Annotated in this window: 11 protein-coding genes; 9 read left to right on the top strand and 2 right to left on the bottom strand. The window is 54.9% G+C overall.

Features of this window, described 5'->3' with window-relative positions; genetic code table 11:
- Positions 1-141 precede the first annotated feature (141 nt).
- Positions 142-981: a pirin family protein gene (locus LOY38_RS12000; protein WP_258700188.1), complete on the bottom strand. Its 840-nt coding sequence runs from the start codon at positions 979-981 to the stop codon at positions 142-144.
- A gap of 692 nt (positions 982-1,673) precedes the next feature.
- On the opposite strand from LOY38_RS12000, the gene LOY38_RS11995 reads away from it, so the two are divergent.
- Together LOY38_RS11995 and LOY38_RS11990 are read left to right on the top strand one after the other, a co-directional pair.
- Positions 1,674-2,309: a hypothetical protein gene (locus LOY38_RS11995; RefSeq protein ID WP_258700187.1), complete on the top strand. Its 636-nt coding sequence runs from the start codon at positions 1,674-1,676 to the stop codon at positions 2,307-2,309.
- Positions 2,310-2,388: 79 nt separating this feature from the next.
- Positions 2,389-4,344 carry a RiPP maturation radical SAM C-methyltransferase gene (locus LOY38_RS11990; protein ID WP_258700186.1) on the top strand — a complete coding sequence of 652 codons (1,956 nt, stop codon included), beginning with the start codon at positions 2,389-2,391 and terminating at the stop codon, positions 4,342-4,344.
- A 173-nt stretch (positions 4,345-4,517) separates the two neighbouring features.
- Here LOY38_RS11990 and LOY38_RS11985 read toward each other — a convergent pair whose 3' ends face one another.
- Positions 4,518-5,105: a TetR/AcrR family transcriptional regulator gene (locus LOY38_RS11985; RefSeq protein WP_258700185.1), complete on the bottom strand. Its 588-nt coding sequence runs from the start codon at positions 5,103-5,105 to the stop codon at positions 4,518-4,520.
- A gap of 149 nt (positions 5,106-5,254) precedes the next feature.
- Between LOY38_RS11985 and LOY38_RS11980 the strand changes: the two genes are divergently transcribed.
- From LOY38_RS11980 to LOY38_RS11950, 7 genes are all read left to right on the top strand, one after another.
- Positions 5,255-6,004: a hypothetical protein gene (locus tag LOY38_RS11980; protein ID WP_258700184.1), complete on the top strand. Its 750-nt coding sequence runs from the start codon at positions 5,255-5,257 to the stop codon at positions 6,002-6,004.
- Positions 6,005-6,059: 55 nt separating this feature from the next.
- Positions 6,060-6,848 (top strand): SDR family oxidoreductase, encoded by a 789-nt coding sequence (locus tag LOY38_RS11975; RefSeq protein WP_258700183.1) that lies wholly within the window; start codon positions 6,060-6,062, stop codon positions 6,846-6,848.
- Positions 6,849-6,932: 84 nt separating this feature from the next.
- The gene (locus LOY38_RS11970; RefSeq protein ID WP_258700182.1) at positions 6,933-7,802 is read left to right on the top strand and encodes an alpha/beta fold hydrolase; all 870 of its coding nucleotides are present in this window, start codon (positions 6,933-6,935) and stop codon (positions 7,800-7,802) included.
- A 68-nt stretch (positions 7,803-7,870) separates the two neighbouring features.
- Positions 7,871-8,869 (top strand): NADP-dependent oxidoreductase, encoded by a 999-nt coding sequence (locus LOY38_RS11965; protein ID WP_258700181.1) that lies wholly within the window; start codon positions 7,871-7,873, stop codon positions 8,867-8,869.
- Positions 8,866-9,042: a hypothetical protein gene (locus tag LOY38_RS11960; RefSeq protein ID WP_258700180.1), complete on the top strand. Its 177-nt coding sequence runs from the start codon at positions 8,866-8,868 to the stop codon at positions 9,040-9,042. Before LOY38_RS11965 ends, LOY38_RS11960 begins: the two co-directional genes overlap by 4 nt.
- A gap of 553 nt (positions 9,043-9,595) precedes the next feature.
- Entirely contained in the window at positions 9,596-10,615 is a 1,020-nt protein-coding gene (locus LOY38_RS11955; RefSeq protein WP_258700711.1) for a substrate-binding domain-containing protein, read from the top strand.
- Positions 10,603-13,623 (top strand): EAL domain-containing protein, encoded by a 3,021-nt coding sequence (locus LOY38_RS11950; protein WP_258700179.1) that lies wholly within the window; start codon positions 10,603-10,605, stop codon positions 13,621-13,623. The genes LOY38_RS11955 and LOY38_RS11950 overlap by 13 nt, the downstream gene beginning before the upstream one ends.
- Positions 13,624-13,713 lie beyond the last annotated feature (90 nt).

Here is a 13,713-nt window from a genome sequence, read left to right as displayed (position 1 = left end):
CTAGTTCTTTGTGTTTGGGCGTCAAGTCCCCGCTCGCCAGCGAAGTTCGCATGGCGTAGGGCAATGGCGAAAACTGCGAAAGTAACCGCATAACCTGGCGAACGAGCTTACACAATATATCAAGAAGAGGCTCGGAGCGACCTAGCTCAGTCGACCTTCCTGTCGTAGACGTGCGGCAATGCTCTGTATTTCGGTTTTGCTTTTTGCCATTGCCTCTTTGCTCGTATGAACTGAGTAATAACCGGTTACTAAATCATGTGGGTGCTTCACCGCAGAGCCCAACACAAAAGAACTGTCGCCTCGCGCCACTAATTCAATATGTTGCTCGGACTCTTCGAATACTACAAGCTCGCCTTTATTGACGAAACCTCCAGTGTCCAAGCAGCCTGATTCTACCGCCAACCAAGCCACGGTGTGGCCAGTCGGTGGCGTGTAGCGCCAACACTCTCCATCTTTGAGACGTACAGCCAGGTAGTTCACGCCCGCCGGAGCTTCAATAACGCTCTGCGCATCTCCATAATGTCCCAAGAGCACGCGCGCTGGGCCCGCTTGCGGGATTTTCGAGGGTGCTAGGTAGACACTTTTCGCCGGACCATTCTCTTCTGAAGCGGGTAATGCCACCCAAAGCTGAAATCCCATGATTGATGTGTCGCTGGTTGGAACAGCGTCGTGCCAAACGCCGTTACCGGCACGCATCAACTCGAGGCCCCCTGCGGGCAAGATACCGGCAGCGCCAGTAGTATCTTCGTAGGCGATATCGCCATCAATCATGAAAGTGACCGTTGCAATCCCAGAGTGTGGATGCATACCAGAGTCGGCCTTCCCGCGGTTTTCACCTAAACTGAAAATAGCCAGAAAGACAAAAGGCTTCAAAATCTCGCCCAAGTCAGCCGGGCTCATAAGTCTTGTTAAAGAGCCAAGGTTTTTGCCTTTGGTACGATGAATAATGGAGCGTTGCAAAACTTCGGCGGTCGCATTCATGTGAGTTCTCTCGAGGCACTAGAAGATATTGTTGATCAGTACTTCGGCTATCTGGGACTGAGGTTCGAACAAGAGATGTTGCGCAACGTCAGGTTCGAACGAAAGCGACTCCAATGACTAACGTGAAGCAGAGAGTAAGGAAAGCCTGCTGCTCATGTTAGCTTCAACAGGGCGGCAATCTACAGCCAATCCCCTTGAAAAAGACAAAACCATGTGAACCAAAACGTAAGTCATTTCCCCCAACGCTTTCAGACACGAACAACTCTAGTCCAGAGTCAGGGCACTTTCCACCGTGCCTAGGATTTTTTTTAAATATCACCCCGGGTGACTCTGTCGTGTGTTTTATCGCACGGAAAGGTGTGGAGCGAAGTCGCCGCACTTGAAACTTGATATGACACCTGGAATATCGCGTCGTTTAATACAGAACACCCCTGACGTTTCCAGCATCCGCCAAAAACAGCCTGTTATAGCCCGCAGTACTTCTCAATTTTCTACCAAGCGGTACAGCGCTTGAGCATGGGATTGCGCTAGTCCGGCGCGTTGCAGATTTCGGCAACTTTTAGAGCTAGCTCGATTGACAACTATAAACGCTCTGCTATACATAGTTGGACTTAGCGCCATGCTCATTGCCGCGCACCATTTCGGCAACGAACTGGTTAATATTTCATATTATCATGATGACAGGAATTAAGATGGAATTGATATTACCTAACTTGTACCTACTCAGGAATACCCCTGCCGGCGAGCCCACCCCTCATACATTTTTTGCAATAAGACCGAGGGGAAATATTATTTTTGCCACGAAAGCGAATATAACTGGCTTTTTCGGTGAGATCGAGAATCAAGGTGGTGTATCAGCTATCTTATTAGGTGATCGACACCATGCGAGCAGCCATACCGTAGACCTGGCAAGACATTTCAACGTGCCGCTGACTTGTAGTGATATTGAGGCAAAAGCTTTAAACTCCAAAGACCTGCATGTCTCTAATCCTTTGTCATTCTCTAATCAATTTTTTTCTGAGGATATTCAAATCATCCCGGTACCAGGGCATACCCCGGGTGCATTCGCCTATGTTTGGGATAATGAAGGATGCAAAATTTTATTCATTGGCGACACCTTGGTTCCGGTAGATGATGGTTGGCAATATTGGGTTTCGTCACCAAACAGAAGAAAGTTTGCGGAAACGTTGCAGATGCTGGAGAGTATTGAATTTGAATATATGATTTCAAATTCCTTCGCCAGTACCGGAAACCCCTGCAGGAAAGTTAGTCACACTGAGAAGTCAGCCATCATAAATCAGGCAATCAATGACTTACTGGGAGAGTAAGTCACCGTGAGGTTTTTTTGGCTGCGAAATTCGTATATCAATTTAATCACATCAAACCCTCCATTGAGGGAAGGCATATATGGATATTGCTTTGATAAACATGCCGTTTTGTTATTTGGAAAGCCCTTCACTGGCACTTTCCCAATTGAAATCGGTCCTTCAGGAAGACCCAGATATAGCCAATCGCACAAGTATCGAAGTTCACTATTTTCAACATGATTTTGCGATATGGACAGGGCTTGACACCTATCAGAAAATAGCCGATTCGGAAACATTGCTACTGGGAGAATGGTTGTTTAGCAGTGTATTTTTTCCGGACGGTGATGTAGTAGCCCATGAATATGTTGACCGATACTACCCGACAAAGAAACAGCAACTCCTTGACATCAGATCGCGAATTGATGGCTTTCTGGATGACCTTATCAGGAAGTATAATCTCGACAGCTATGATGTCATCGGCTTGACTTCCTTATACCAGCAAACAGTGCCTTCGTTGGCATTGGCGGAAAAGTTGCGTCAGTATCCAGGAAAGCGAGTTGTCATCATGGGAGGAGGCAACTGCGAAGGAAAGATGGGGAAGGCTTTGATTCGGAATTTCAATTGCCTGGATTTCGTTTGCTCTGGCTCGGGACTGATTAGTTTTCCATTATTTATAAGACATCTACTAAATCAGCAGATGGAGCGCTGCCATGTAATCCCAGGCTTTTTCTCTCGGTTCAACAAATGCGACATTGATTGGGATACCAATGCCATCGCTTCAGAAACACCTACGAACGCTGTAATTAAACAGAACTATATCTTTGGAGATGGCTTTCCGACGATTGCTTTGCATGGGCCAGAAAGGAGTATAGACCATGTAGTAACGATAAATTATCATGATTTTCTGGACAGTTTCGAACGCATTATTCAGCCGTTGCAACCCAATTTTAGCCCACGTTTAGTTTTAGAAACTTCCCGCGGCTGCTGGTGGGGAGAGAAGTCTCACTGTACGTTCTGTGGTTCGTGCGGCTGGGATATCAGCTACAAGTCAATGTCCGTTGAAAAGGCGGTAGTATATATTAATTCAGTGGTCGCAACTCATGAGGAGCGAGCCAGTTTCTTTGAGTGTTGTGATCAGTTGCTGCCAAAGAGCTACCCACAGCAGGTAATGCCCCACTTGAAACTTGGAACAAAGAACACGCTGTTCTATGAGGTGCGAACTACCATGGCCGAGAATGATCTCCAGGCCTTGGGTTTAGCTGGGGTGAAGGCGATCCAGCCTGGCGTTGAGGCCTTATCTTCAAGCCTGTTAAAGTTAATGGACAAGGGCACCAGCTCAAGCCACAACATCGCTCACCTCAAACAATGTGCTCATTATGGTCTGACGCCGATGTGGACATTTCTGATTGGGCTTCCCGGTGAAACAGCCGACTATTACGAACAGTATCGTCGGTGGATCCCGCATCTCACTCATCTACCTCCTCCGATGGGAATAAGCCCTGTAGGTTTTCATCGAAACAGCCCGTACACCTGGTATCCGGAAAAATTCGATTTAGCCCTTCGCCCCGCGCAGGTCTATCGTTATATATATAATGTTCCGGAAAGCGAACTTAACGACTTGGCATATTATTTTGAGGATACTCATGACCAAGCAACTTACAAACTAAACTTGGAAAAGTACGCCGACGAATTATCTTTTCGGGTTGCCATATGGCGTAATGCCTGGTTTCAGGGGAACAGACTGCCGCAGCTTCATTTCATGACGGACGCAGAAGGTGCCTATGTGTATGACTCACGGACGAGCCTTGTAAGATTGCACCGACTTGATGAGTTCGAGCGAGACCTGCTAGAGCGATTCTCTGCGCCGCAGAAGCTGAAAACGGTTGCAAAGTCCTTGAGTTCGTCTGAGCGATTCGAGGCTGTAGTAGGTAAAATGCTTAAGCTTGGCTTATTGTTCGTCGATGACGATAGAGGCATCAGCCTGGTGCTAAAGAAGGAAACCAGTGAGCCTGAGATGATAGCCACGCTCAAACGGCAAGAAGCCAAGTTGCACTGATATGGTGACCTGATGTGCTGCGTTATGGACGCTGAAGTAGTTGGCTGACCGATTGAATCCACAGCCAAAAGTAGCCGTTCATAAATCGCAGCATTTGACCAAAAGTTGACTTTCTGACCAGAGCATAAAAATCGAAGCTCTACCGAAAACCACGCTTTGAATGACCTGCCCTTCTACACCGCGTCCTCTTCATTGACCGGCAACGAAGCAAACATTTCAGCGCGGCACACCTCAAGGATCTCATCCGCCAGCGCGGAATCATCCGGGCAGGCACGCGACAAAATAATCGCACCGACAGCACGAGACAGCAGGTCGATCATTTTCTTTCTCCCTTCACCCGGGACAGCATCCGGGCTAGTCGGATATTTGTCCCCCAGGGTTTGCAGGGTGTGCTCGACCCCTTCGGCAAACGTCGCTTTCAAATCATCCGATTGACGCGCCGCGTCGCTACACAACGCGGCCATGGTGCAACCGCTGCCACGTCCGTCCCGATGCTCCCTCGTCACATAGACATCGATAAAGCCCGGTACATCGAGCGACTCAGCAACTTCCAGCGATTTGGAAAGGCTGCTGGCCGAGGCTTCGGCCATCAGGTCGGCCTTCGAACCGAAATGCTTGTAGAAACCTCCGTGGGTGAAACCGGCAGCCGCCATGAGATCCGACACACCGACGCCGTCGAAGCCGCGCTCACGGAACAGCTCAGAGGCCGTCTCAACGATGTGCTCCCGATTGGCCTGCGCCTGGGCTTTGGTCACTCTCACGTGCAATACCTCATGTCCACTGGGAAATCATGCGCCCAATAATACATAGATGTTGGTCATAATCAAAATTGTTGACAGTTTAGATTTCGATCATCATCCTAATTGCACGCCCAACCGATCTCCATCAACGGGCACGGAAGAATTACCAAATGACCGACCAGAATCTGTTCACCCCTTACACGCTTGGCGCCCTCACGCTGTCGAACCGTGTCGTCCTCGCGCCACTGACACGCAACCGAGCAGGCGAAGGCTTTGTGCCAAGCGAGTTCGCGGCCACCTATTACAGCCAACGCGCAAGCGCCGGGTTCGATGGCGTGGAGATTCACGGCGCGAACGGCTATTTGCTGGATCAATTCCTCAAGGACAGCGCCAACTTGCGCACCGATGCTTACGGCGGCTCGATTGAAAATCGGGCGCGTCTGTTGCTCGAAGTAACGGCGGCCGTTGTCAATGAGATCGGCGCGGATCGTACCGGTGTGCGCTTGTCGCCGGTGTCGCCGGCCAATGGCGTTTCCAGCAGTGATCCGCAGGCGCAATTCGATTACGTCGTCGATCAACTCGACGCCCTCGGCGTCGTTTATTTGCACGTGGTCGAAGGCGCGACCGGCGGCCCGCGTGACGTGGCGCCATTCGATTTCGGCGCCCTGCGCCAGCGCTTCAAACATACCTACATCGCCAACAACGGCTATGACCTGGACCTGGCGACTTCGCGGCTCGCCGAAGACCAGGCCGATCTGATTGCGTTCGGTCGCCCGTTCATTGGCAACCCGGATCTGGTGGAGCGCCTCAAGAGCGGCGCGCCGTTGTCCGCCTTCAATCCCGCCACCCTCTATGGCGGCGGCTCGGCAGGCTACATCGACTACCCGACATTGGCTGAATCGAGCGCCACCGCAAGCTGAGCAATCAGCGACCGCGCTTTTCTGTTTTCACCCATTCTGAAAGAGAGATGACCCCATGAGCACTCGCCCTACTGTTCTCATCACTGGCGCCTCCACTGGCATCGGCGCCGTCTACGCCGAACGCTTCGCCCAACGCGGTCACGATCTGGTCATGGTCGCCCGCGACCAGGCACGCTTGGACGCTCTAGCAGCCCGATTGCGCAGCGAACACGGCGTCACCGTCGATGTGATTCCGGCGGATCTGACCCAACTCAGCGATCTGACAACCGTTGAGTCCCGCCTGCGCGACGACGCCCGTATCGGCATCCTCGTCAATAACGCCGGCGCCGCTCTGTCGGGCAACTTCATCGACCAAAGCACCGACAGCGTTGCGCAACTGGTCGCCCTCAACACCACGGCGCTGGTGCGGCTCGCCAGCGCCATCGCCCCACGCCTGGCCAAAGCAGGCGAAGGCGCGATCATCAACATCGGTTCGGTGGTGGGTCTGGCGCCGGAGTTCGGCATGTCGGTCTACGGTGCGACCAAGGCGTTTGTGCTGTTCCTTTCCCAAGGCCTGAGCCTGGAACTTTCACCCCTGGGCGTTTACGTGCAGGCCGTGCTGCCGGCCGCCACCCGCACGGAAATATGGGATCGCTCCGGCGTCGACATCAACACCTTGAACGAAATCATGGAAGTGGGCGATCTGGTGGATGCCGCACTGGTCGGTTTCGATCGGCGTGAGCCGGTGACTATCCCGCCGCTGCACGAAGCTGAACGCTGGGATAGCCTGCAGACCGCACGTCAGGGCCTGCTGCAGCAAATCCGCCAGTCTGCGGTTGCCCAGCGCTACCAGACCCAACAGTGATCATTTTGTAGCGAACACCCGTGCAGGTTTCGATGCAGGCGCCCAAGGCACTGCATCGACTACGGGCCTCTGTTCGGAGTAGACATGACCCCCACGAAAACAAATAACCCCGCGGGCTCGCAGACGTCGTTCATCAACGCGACGAACCAGTCGATCACGGTCAAAGGCATTCCCTTCGCCTATCGCGACATCGGCCCCAAGACCGGCGTTCCCCTCGTACTGTTCAACCATTGGGGCGCGGTGCTGGACAACTTCGACCCCGCGATCATCGATGGCCTGGCGCAAACGCGACGCGTCATTGCCACCGACTATCGCGGGATCGGCGGCTCTGGTGGAACCGCGCCACTGACGGTCGGCGAAATGGCAGACGATGCCATTCAACTGATACGCGCGCTGGGTTTCGAGACAGTCGATGTGCTCGGTTTTTCACTCGGCGGCTTCGTCGCTCAGGACATCGCCCTGAAGGCGCCCGAATTGGTGCGCCGCTTGATTCTCACCGGCACCGGGCCGGCCGGCGGCACCGGTATCGACAAGGTCGGTTCGGTGACGTGGCCATTGATGATCAAAGGCTTGCTGACCTTGCGAGATCCCAAGTTCTACCTGTTCTTTACTTCGACGCCCAATGGCCGTCGAACCGCATCGCAGTATTTGCAACGCTTGAAAGAGCGCAAAAAAAATCGCGACAAAGGCCCGACGCCCAGTGCTTTCCTGCGGCAGTTGAAAGCCATCATCGCGTGGGGCAAACAGGCACCCCAAAACCTCGGGCGCTTGCGGATACCGACGCTGATCGTCAACGGCGACAACGACATCATGGTGCCCTGTGTTAACTCGATTGCGCTGGCCAACCGCATCCCCAACGCACAGTTTGTGATTTATGAGGATGCCGGGCACGGCGGCATTTTCCAGCACTACGTTGACTTTGTGACCAAGGCACTGGCGTTCCTTGATGCCTGACAACACGGCACATTAACGCCGCAAACGCTCCGCCCCCCTCATTCCAACCTGACAAGAGCCGTACAACGATGAAGGCATTTTTAATTGATCGCTATGGCAAGAACACCGGGCGCATTGGCGAAGTCCCCGCCCCCGCGGTGGGTGCCCACGACGTCTTGATTGAGGTGCACGCCAGCAGCGTCAACCTGCTGGACTCGAAGATCCGCAAAGGCGAATTCAAACTGATCCTGCCCTATTCATTTCCGCTGGTACTGGGCAATGACCTGGCGGGCGTCGTGGTTGAGGTTGGCTCGCAAGTGAAACGGTTCAAACCGGGAGATGAAGTCTACGCTCGCCCGCCCGAAGCGCGGATCGGGACGTTCGCTCAATTGATCGCCATGAACGAAGACGCGATCGCCCTGAAACCTGCCAATACCAACATGGCACACGCCGCGTCCATCCCCTTGGTCGCACTGACCGCCTGGCAAGTGCTGGTCGAAACCGCCCAACTGAAAAAGGGCCAGAAAGTGCTGATCCACGCCGGTTCCGGCGGTGTCGGCACCCTCGCCATCCAACTTGCCAAACACCTCGGCGCCTTTGTCGCGACCACCACCAGCACCACGAATGTCGAATGGGTGAAGGCGCTGGGGGCCGATCTGGTGATCGACTACACACAGCAGAACTTCGAACGTGTCTTGCACGACTACGACGTGGTGTTGAACAGCCTCGGCGCGGACGTGCTGGAGAAGTCACTCAAGGTCCTCAAGCCCGGTGGCCAACTCATTTCCATCTCAGGGCCACCCACTGCGCAGTTCGCGCAGCAGCAAGGGTTGTCCTGGCCATTGAAGCAAGTCATGCGCCTGCTGAGCCTCGGTATTCGGCGCAAGGCACGCAAGCAGGACGTCAGCTACGCGTTCGTGTTCATGCGGGCCAATGGCGCCCAACTGCAACAAATCACCCCGCTCATTGAGGGCGGAATCATCAAACCTGTGGTTGACCGCTCCTTCACCTTTGAATCAACGGCAGAGGCATTGAAGTACGTCGAGCAGGGACGAGCCAAGGGCAAGGTCGTTGTGACGATCAAATGACTACGCCACCTATCGACGAGTCGACCGCAGAGGCTGCGCAGCGTTTGCCGATTCAGCAGTCAACATCCGGGGTGACTTCGCCAAAGTTGCAGAAACAGGAAGAGCTGCAACCGGACGTTGTGTCTGTTGAACCGCCAGTGATCGTTTGGCGCAGTTTGATGCTTGAGCAGTAGGACTGAACGGGTTGCATGGATGAGGGTGCGAGCAACATTCCTGAGGATAGTTTTCGCAGAAAGCGGCGGAACGAATGTAGAGATTGCGATCTTTTCCTCGCCACAGCCCAACAAATCACACACAAACAAAAACACCGGGTGCCGTTTTTTTTGCCTGGTGTTCATGCACAGTCGAAGCCTTGTAAAACCACTCGATGTAGTCAACGATGCGATTGGCCTTCGTCCCTTGTTTTGCGCCATGGCCCCTGCCCCATTTGCTGAATATTCAGGATCAAAGTTCGCGTACTTCACCCAAAAGACCCGATGACGGCAGAACCGACTATCCTTTCAACTAGTGAACGCTGCTGCACTCTTGGCAGAAAGGGACGCCATGCCAAACTATGATCGCGCCATCAGCTCCATACCCGGCATCACATGCGGTGATCGAACCTGTCTGATCAGGCTCCGGTTACTCTGGATGGCTTCAATTTCGGTTTTCTGTCTTTGCGCGGCAACTTCCGGATACGGCCAGAACCTGCCAACCGCAGCGGGAGTCGAAAACGCCACGGTTACGGTGATTCAAGCGCAGGAAATCGTTTCCAGGGCCACCCTCGAAGCCGTTCGCTGGAGCGGCCCTGAATCCGGCCCGCAAGCCCTGCGGGGCAAGAGCATCGCCCTTGTCGCAGAAGATTTGCGTAACGGAGGAATTGTCGGTGTCGCGCAGGGCGCTCGCGAGGCAGCCAAGGCGATGGGCTGGACGCTGAAGATATTCGATGGCGCTGGATCATCGGCCGGGCGCGCAAAGGCCTTTTCCGATGCCCTTGCAGCGAAACCCGACGGCCTCATTCTGTGCGGCTCCGATGCCCTTGAGAACAATGCGGCGCTGATCCTCTTCGCCAACAGGGATGTGCCGGTGGTTGGCTGGCACGCCGGGGCACGCCCCGGGCCGATTGACGGTACGCCGGTGGCCATGAACGTCACGACCGACCCGCTCGAAGTGGCTCGCCTCACGGCCATGGCGGCAGTGGCACAATCAAACGGACACGCCGGCGTGGTCATCCTGACCGACTCCAAGTACAGCATCGCCATGGCGAAAGCCAAGGCCATGGAAAACGTCATTCGGGCCTGTCGGGAATGTACGTTGCTGGAAGTGCGCGATGTCGCGATCTCCGAAAGTGGCGAGAAGATGCCGACGATCACCAAGGAGCTGCTTCAGCGCTATGGCAAGCGTTGGACCCACACGCTGGCCATCAACGATATCTATTTCGACTACTCGATTGCCTCATTGACCAACGCCGCAATACCCAGTGACGGCATCAGTCTGTTGTCTGCCGGTGATGGCAGCGCTTCGGCTTTCTTGCGCATACAGGCAAAAACCTACCAGACCGTTACCGTGGCCGAGCCGCTCAACCTGCATGGCTGGCAAGTGATGGACGAATTGAACCGGCTGTTTGCAGGTCAGCCGGTGAGCGGCTTCGTAGCGCCGATTCACTTGGTCAATGCCGACAATATCGCCTTCGACGGCGGGAAGAATTTCCAGTACGACCCTGACAATGGCTATCGAGACATCTATCGCCACCAATGGAATCCCTGACATTGGACGTTACTTCCCGGCTCGGACGCCACCTATTGCCGCAATCGCTGCGCGCACAGTTCACCCTGGCGTTTCTGACGCTGGCGCTGCTGATCCTGGCGGGTGGTGCAACTGCGGTCTACGCGTTGCGCACGTCAAACAGCGCCACCCGCCAGCTGACGGATGAACGACTGGTCCGCATGCAAGATGGGCAAGACATGCTGCAGCGTACCTTGCTGATCGAACGCCAGACCGATCAGCTTCTGACAACCCGCTCCCCCGATACCCTGCGTTCAAGCTATGCGGCGACCGTCGAACAGCTTGAAGCCCTTGATCAACTGGTGCAGCAGCTGACTGCCGCGAACAGTGGCGTGGCGATACTCGACATGCATCAGTCGAGTCAGATGTTCCGCAATACCGCCAACATTGTTGCGCAGCTGCGAGAAAGCCTGCTGCAAACCGAGGTCACCTTCGAGCAAACCCTGGGGGATTACACCACCCGGTTAACCGCGGCCCAGACCCGGGCCAGCCTGGAACTGGCGGTGTTACTTTTCGGTTTGCCGCAGGCTGTTGACAGTGATGCGGTGCAACGGCTGCAGATCCGATATGAGCGCCTTTCACGCACCGCAGGCAAGTTACCCGCCGCTGATGTGCAGACGCCAGATCTCTTCTCGCTGCGCCTGAGGCTCATCAATCAGCACAACGTCATACAGCGCTTCAATGAGGAACTGAAGAATGAGGCCGGGGTTCTGGTCGCGGTCGCCCGTGCGCAATCCAGTGCTTACACCGAAGACTATCGCGAAGCCGTGCAGCACCTGGTCGTGGCCTCAAATCGTAGCCAGCAATGGGTGCTGATCATGTTGGGCGCCAGCCTGATGTTCGCCTGGTTTGTGACCCGGGTCTTCATGGGCCGTCATGTGCTCGTACGCCTGAATGAAATAAGCCGGCAATTGCGTCAGGAACGCACTGACAACACGCATTTGATGATGGCGGAACATGGGAAGGACGAGATCGGCAACATGGCTCGCGCGGTGAATCAATTCCTCAAAGACCGACTTCAGCTGGAAAAAAGAACGGTCCAATTGAGTATCGCCACAGAACGGCTCGCCTTGCAAAACAACCGATTAGAGCAAGAAGCCGTCATCCGTGCCGGACAAGGTCATGTCCTGGAGCTGATCGCCAGGAGCACCGAGCTTGCAGAAGTCCTCGACAGCCTGGCTCACCTGGTCGAGTCCCAACTGGAGGGGATGATGGTGTCCATCCTGGTGCTGGATGAGGATGGCAAGCACCTGCTGCACGGTGCTGCGCCCAGTTTGCCGAAAGCCTATAACCAGCTCATTGACGGGATTGCGATCGGTCCGAACGTCGGTTCATGCGGCACCGCGGTGTATCGGCGAGAACCGGTCATCGTCACGGATATCGAGCTGGATCCGCTGTGGGAGGAGTACCGTTCAGTCGCTGCGCCCTATGGATTTCGCGCCTGCTGGTCGACGCCGATTCTGTCCCATGAGCGAAAGGTATTGGGCACGTTTGCCTTGTACTCCAACACCGTACGCAGCCCCAGCTCGAAGGAGACGCGACTGATCAACATGGCGACACCTCTTGCCGGCATTGCGATAGAACGCCAACTTACCGAAAAGCGCATTCGCTATATGGGCGACCATGACGCACTGACCGGTCTGCCGAATCGCGCACTGCTCGAAGACCGTCTCAAGCAGGCAATACTTTATGCTCAGCGCTACAGCCGGCTGGTGACGGTGGTGTTTCTCGATCTGGACAAATTCAAACTGGTGAATGACAGCCTTGGGCACAGTGCTGGAGACGAACTGCTGAAAACCGTCGCCCAGCGCATGCTGGACTGTGTACGCCGCACCGACACCGTCGTGCGACTGGGTGGCGACGAGTTTGTGATCATCCTGTTCGACCAGCCCTCAGACCACGATGGCGTGACTCCAGCCCTGCACAAAATCCAGGAAGCCATCCTGCGGCCGATTCAGCTCAGCGGGCATACACTCCACGTCACCTGCAGCATGGGGTTGGCCACTTACCCTGCCGACGGCAGCGATACCGACACGTTGCTCAGCAATGCGGATGCCGCCATGTACCGAGCCAAGGAGCTGGGTCGCAACAGTTACCAGTTCTATACGAGCGAGATGAAAAACAAGGTTCAAGGCAAGCTCGCCATGCAAGACGGGCTTCGAAACGCACTCAACCATGACGAGTTCCTGCTGCTGTACCAGCCACAGGTGGACTTGCAGTCAGGTCAGATTATCGGCGTAGAGGCACTGATCCGCTGGCAGCACCCCGAGCTCGGCATCGTGTCTCCAATCAAATTCATTCCGCAGGCCGAAGAGACCGGGTTGATCGTGCCCATCGGCGACTGGGTGATTCATGCCGCGTGCAGACAGAACAAGGACTGGCAGGATGCGGGCTGGCCGCCGATCACCATGTCGGTGAATATTTCAGCACGCCAGTTCATCGAAAGGGACCTGATCGACCGGGTGAGGCATGCCTTGCAAGTAACCGGACTGAACCCGATGTACCTTGAGCTGGAGCTTACCGAAAGTCTGATCATGCAAGACCTTCAGCAAGCCATCAGCAAAATGAAAGAACTGCAATCAATGGGGATCAGTCTCTCGATCGACGACTTCGGCACCGGCTACTCCAGCCTCGCAGCATTGAAGAGCTTCCCGATCGCGAGACTCAAGATCGACCAGTCTTTCGTGCGCGATCTGCCCGACAACGAAAACGACAAAGCCATCGCCACCGCGGTGATTTCGTTGGGGCACAAACTGAACCTCAAGGTCATTGCCGAAGGTGTCGAAACCGAAGAGCAGCAAACCTTCCTGCGGGAAAACGGCTGCGATGAAATTCAGGGCCACTTTTTCAGCAGAGCGGTCAGCGCAGAGGAAATCAGTCTGTTACTGCGTACGCCCCGGTTGCCTCAACCGAACCGTATTGCGAGCCCTGGCTCGGTAAGGCGAAAACGCAATGTAAAACGCCCAGGCAGTCCAATGCCCGGGCGTTAATGCGCCATCCCGACGCCAATCACAGTGAATACGGTATGCCCCGGTGGATCTCTTCGGACTCCTCCGCAGGGGTTGGTCTACGCTGAAAGC

It is taken from the genome of Pseudomonas sp. B21-015, assembly GCF_024749285.1.
GTDB lineage: Bacteria > Pseudomonadota > Gammaproteobacteria > Pseudomonadales > Pseudomonadaceae > Aquipseudomonas.
This window is presented reverse-complemented; position numbering and strand designations above follow the sequence as displayed.

What these genes read in the sequence shown, in the direction of transcription:
- LOY38_RS11975 (WP_258700183.1), top strand. Translation starts at nt 6,060, where the DNA reads ATGAGCACTCGCCCTACTGTTCTCATCACTGGCGCCTCCACTGGCATC.
- LOY38_RS11950 (WP_258700179.1), top strand. Translation starts at nt 10,603, where the DNA reads ATGGAATCCCTGACATTGGACGTTACTTCCCGGCTCGGACGCCACCTA.
- LOY38_RS11995 (WP_258700187.1), top strand. Translation starts at nt 1,674, where the DNA reads ATGGAATTGATATTACCTAACTTGTACCTACTCAGGAATACCCCTGCC.
- LOY38_RS11980 (WP_258700184.1), top strand. Translation starts at nt 5,255, where the DNA reads ATGACCGACCAGAATCTGTTCACCCCTTACACGCTTGGCGCCCTCACG.
- LOY38_RS11965 (WP_258700181.1), top strand. Translation starts at nt 7,871, where the DNA reads ATGAAGGCATTTTTAATTGATCGCTATGGCAAGAACACCGGGCGCATT.
- LOY38_RS11990 (WP_258700186.1), top strand. Translation starts at nt 2,389, where the DNA reads ATGGATATTGCTTTGATAAACATGCCGTTTTGTTATTTGGAAAGCCCT.
- LOY38_RS11960 (WP_258700180.1), top strand. Translation starts at nt 8,866, where the DNA reads ATGACTACGCCACCTATCGACGAGTCGACCGCAGAGGCTGCGCAGCGT.
- LOY38_RS12000 (WP_258700188.1), bottom strand. Translation starts at nt 981, where the DNA reads ATGAATGCGACCGCCGAAGTTTTGCAACGCTCCATTATTCATCGTACC.
- LOY38_RS11970 (WP_258700182.1), top strand. Translation starts at nt 6,933, where the DNA reads ATGACCCCCACGAAAACAAATAACCCCGCGGGCTCGCAGACGTCGTTC.